The 5146-nt window shown below is 48.4% G+C and carries 1 protein-coding gene; it reads left to right on the forward strand.

Features of this window, described 5'->3' with window-relative positions:
• Positions 1–281 precede the first annotated feature (281 nt).
• The gene (locus ABJM11_RS19770) at positions 282–5117 is read left to right on the forward strand and encodes a DUF3883 domain-containing protein (protein ID WP_348295679.1); all 4836 of its coding nucleotides are present in this window, start codon (positions 282–284) and stop codon (positions 5115–5117) included.
• Positions 5118–5146 lie beyond the last annotated feature (29 nt).

Below are 5146 nucleotides of genomic sequence, written 5' to 3' on the forward strand. Positions count from 1 at the left end.
GCGAGACAGTGGCGAGAAGGTCAGTTTTTCAGGTACCATTTTGGATAGCGGCTGTTGGTGCTTGGTGAACGGTGTAAGGTCCTGAAACTATAGCACTTTCAGCCGCTTTCTTTTATCCCATCATGAGAAATCCGGGCTAGTTTAGGATCAACTCAATAAAATTTATAAATAAAGTGCGGCCATTGGAGCCGCTTTTCAGGCACACCGTTTTATTCGCTGACCTAAATCGATGATTCCTCGGGTGTGTGGAAGCAGCGCGTAGTAAAGGTAAAGGGATGACCATGCAAAACAACGAAAACAATAGCCAAAGCACTACTTCCAACACAGCCGTATCGGTCACGAGTGGCGCGTATACTGCTGACCTGCTTGGGAATATTCGCAGCCATCTTGCTGGCCTCCAAGGCTATGACATTATGGCGCTGGAGCTCATCCAAAACGCTGATGATGCAAAGGCTGGGAGTGTGATTTTCGATATCACGGATGATGGCCTAATCGTTCTCAACAGCGGCGCGTTCAGCTACTGCGGCGATATGAGTAAACAGCCATGCGAATGGTTGATGCAGGCGGACGGTTACAGTTGTGATTTTCATCGTATAGCCAACGTTGGTAGCGGCGGCAAGCTATCTAAAAGCGAAAATATCGGCCGGTTTGGAATTGGGTTTGTATCGACGTATCAAATTACAGACCAGCCCGAGATCGAATCTTCCCGGATCAAGCTTCGGCTGCAGCCTGAGAGGGGAGCCTGGGATAGTTGGCCAGTGCCTGAGATGTCCGGAACAAAGTTTTTTCTACCATGGGCCACTGATGCAAACTCCGTGGCTAGAAAAGCTCTTGGCGCAACACACGTTCGACCTCGCGATATCGAGCAGCTGACTGAAGATTTTCTTGCAGTTATTCGTAAAAGCCTACTCTTTCTCCATCACATTCATGCGGCAGAGGTCCGGAGGAATGGTGAGCTATTGGTTCGCTGCACATTGGATCGGGATCAAAGTTCAGAACTGGCATTGCACTTTTCCCCCGAAAATATCACTGAGCGCTGGCATATCATTCGCGGAGAAGCTGAGGAAGAAGCGCGTTTGTTATCGGAAGAATATGAGCGCCTGAAGAGCGATGACCGAAGCTCCCGGTTCGCAATAGCGTTAAAGCTTGAACCAGGTCCTCTTGAAAACGGGCTTCTATACGCGTTCTTGCCGACCGAGCAAAGCACCGGGTTACCTTTACACATCAATGCTGACTTTTATCCCGAGCCTGATCGCAAAAGCATAATTTTTGGAGGTAACCAGCACTCTAGGCATTGGAATGACATGCTCATTGGGGCTGCAGCAAAAGAACTCGCCAGGAACCCAGAGGCTCTTGGAGCAATTGTTGGTATCGATAATCTTTGGCGCATTATTAATCCGGCTTACGAGATCAGCCACAAGAGCAAAGATTACCCAGATTGTTTTCAACAATTTTGGAGACACCTCAAAAATAGCGTGGCCGAGAGCCGCGTAGCGATGGATGAAGAGGGCAACCTCTCACTTCCAAGAAATCTGTTTCTCCCTAAAAGCGGCTCGTTTACAGAAGCCCAATCAACGGCTTTAAAACAGATTCAGGCAACCCTCGTTTCCGAAGTGCTTGGCTCCTATCGCACTGCGCTAAACCAAGTGGGTACACCGTTCCTTACTCTGGATCGTTTGGTCACCCAGATGCAGACCTCTCCTCCAGCCAAGTTGGGCGACCAGGGCAAAACGGATGTTGAGAAGCTTAAAGACTTTTGGGTGCCGCTATGGAGCATTATTGAAAATTTGCTTTCAGACACAGGCGGTTCTGCTCGCAGATTCGGTGGAAGAAATCCGGTTGCGCAACTGCTAAATCTCAAATGTCTTGTCACAGAAGATTTGTTCATTGTTACGCCGGCCCAATGCTATCGATGTCCAGATTCTGTTAACGCTGCAGGCCCGACCAAGCTTCTTCCACGGCTCTGCATCGCGTCCCAAGAGTTAACCCGGTTTGAAAAGCTTAAGAATTTAGTTGAGAAACTAACGTTAGACGTCGCAGTTAATCACATCGATCAAAAGCTTTCTTCCGGCGCGATCGAAACTGTCGTTTGTCCTGAGAAAGAAGCATTGGGCGATCTATATGATCTTTTCGCTGAGCTTGACGACCTTGGACCTACAGCGAGAAGCACATATTTGACACTCCGAAACCTGCCAATCTGGTTTTCAAGCCGGGGGCTGATAAAAGCTTCCGAAGCATTATTGCCCGGGAACTTTACGGATCCTACGGGGCAGGGTGCTTTGCTCGACAACTCTATACTGACCTCATCCGCCCACCAATTTGTCTCTAGTAAGCTAGGTGTCAGAACTCAATCCATTGAATCATTTGTCGAGACGGTACTTCCGACATTCTTTGATGAAGAAGGCCCTCTCGATGAATCTAAATACCCCCTACTGATTGAAGAGTTGGCCAACCATCCAAGTCTTCTGAATGGCGATAACACACTTAAAACATTAAAAAATCTTCCAATCTTACCAACACAGGATGGCGCTTGGGCTCTTCCCGACACTATTTACGTTCATAATGAAAAACTTGAACAGGTGCTGGGTGATGGCAAGAACCTATGGTTGGATTATTCCCGTCTTCCCGACGCCAGATCGGTTCGATCTTTTATCCACACTTTGGGCGTCCGTCATCAGCCATTGCCTCGGCATTTGGTAGAGAGAATGGTTCAGCTTTCAGGCGAATACTCTCCCGATGACGATGCGCGGCGTGCAAGCTCAGAAGCTTTCTATGTTCTTTGCGATTTATTCGGTTCTGGTAAAGATAACAATTCGTTATCAATGGCCCTATCTGATCTCAAGGGTTCGCGATGCTTGCCTGCAAAGGGCGACCAAGAGCGTTGGTACTTGCCAGCCGAGTTATACAGTCCTTTTCGGTCAGAGGGATTTGAAAGCCAGGCAGAAATTCTCGATTTCCGAAATGCCGCTCGGTTAAGAACCGATCTATTGGAGTTTCTGGGTGTTAACACTATTCCGTCGACGGCCCTTGTTATAAAACACTTGCAACATTGTATCGATGCAAATCTTCCCCCGCATGAGACTACCTATCGCATTCTAAGCGAGCGCGCCAAGAACGATTCAGAGGTTTCCAGTTTGAAGGGAGCTCGATGCATCTATGTTGAAAAACTCGGCGGCTTTGTTTCGTCTGCCAAGATCTACTGGTCCCAGCAGCAGCTGGGTCGTTTCGCATTTACAGTCCCAAATAATCTAGAGCACCTGGTGGGTTTCTTTGATGCGATAGGGGTAAAGGATAGCCCTGATAGTAGCGACTTGACCGAAATTCTGATTGAAATAATTGGTGAATATTTTGAGCAGTCAAAACCCTTGGTGGGGCAGGACCGAGCTGTATATCAGTCTTGTCTAGACGGAATTGCGTCTGCGTTTGATAGCAATCTGCTTTCAGAAGATGACCTTGTTCGTCTAAGGCAGGCACCGGTCGTTCTTAATATTGCAGATTATCCGATCCATCCGGACGAAATATTGCTTCATGACAGTGAGTGGCTTGCTCAATTTTTTGGGGAAACTCTCAGTCAAGCGCTTTGCAAGCTAGCGCCCGAACTCTGGGATCTTGCTGAAGCACTCGGAGTTATCCGCCTAAGCAAAGCGTGCAGTCTTAACTTGGATTATGTTGAGGGCGATCAATCGCCGGAAGCCGAGATTGCAAAAAAACTCAGTCAGCGCGCACCCATCGTTCAGCGCTTGCTGCATGATAAACCTGCAGACATCAGAATGCGGATTACCTCTGCCCTTGCAGATGTGCGAGTTTCAAGTTGTGATGCCATTAAAGTGCAGGCCTCGGCAGAGATTGATGAGAAAGAGGTTTTAGCCCCTGTGTGTCCTGCCAATGCTTTTTTTGACCACGGTAAAGATCTGCTTTTGATTATTAGGCCAGTGAGCGACAGCAACTGGGCCCCTGTTCTTACTGCTCTCTTTCACCACCTTATGCCAGACGAGTCTGGAAACGACATCTCGAAATTAACATTGATTTTCCACTCATCGATCGAAATGAGCCCTGACAACGCGCATCGACATCTTACAAGTTTTGGCATACCCGAACTTTCGGAAGATGGAGATTCCGAGCAATTCGATCTCTCGACGGAAGAGTTAGATGCTATGGGTAGCGGGGGGCCAATTAATGGCATTGAAGAGAACGATGAAACTCATCGGCAAGCTGAAAGTGATTCGGCGCCTGACTCTGGCTCTGAAAGAGCCAATGACGAAGCTTCTGGAACTAACTCTGAGGCATCTCAAAACCTTCCAGGCGCAGAGCCTAGGCCCGCATTGGGCGCAAAAGACTCAAGTGAACCCGCACAACCAAAGTTTTCAAGTGGAGGAAAAATGTCCGCGTCTCGTGTGAGCGGACCAAAGAAGTCTCCAAGAAAATCACGGTCGGAACATAAGGAGCAATGGGATCGGCGTCTTATTTCTTACGTCCAAAAACACGACGCTGCTGAGCAATCCTCTGAAGATGATGCAGGTCAGGTAAGAGAGCGTAATCTGGCAATTGAAATTGTTTCTCGCGCAGCAGTTTGTGAGTTTGAGAAGAAAAGAGGTCGAATACCGGAAGAGATGGCGCAAACCCACCCAGGTTATGACATCGAGAGCGTTGATCCAGAGACGGGTGAAGACAGGCTAATAGAAGTAAAAGGCATTAATGGAGAATGGAATCGAATCGGTGTGGGGTTATCTCGCCTGCAATTTAGTAATGCTCAAGATTATGGCGATCGATACTGGCTCTACGTAGTTGAATTCGTCTCGGATCCAGAAAATATTAGAGTGCACCCGATCCAGAGCCCCGCATCACAGGTCTCTTCTTTCATGTTTGACGGCAACTGGCGTGATGTTGTCGTCGATGAGGCCGAAGACCCAGCGGCAGGGTTCGTCCCTGGCGTTCGGGTAATTCATAAGACGATGGGCAACGGAGAAATCCTGAATGTCCAAATGAGAGGGAAAGTTAAACTATTACCTGAATCAGTGACTTTGCAGGCGAATATACCCCGCAAATCGCCATCGGCGCTAACGGGAGCCATCAATTGTCGAAAAATAGGTTGCGAGTGCCTGAAACGCGCAGCCTGAAGTCGACCAGAGACCAGGATTTGGCTGCT

The sequence above is a fragment of the Marinobacter sp. genome, assembly GCF_039977835.1.
Taxonomy (GTDB): Bacteria; Pseudomonadota; Gammaproteobacteria; order Pseudomonadales; family Oleiphilaceae; genus Marinobacter.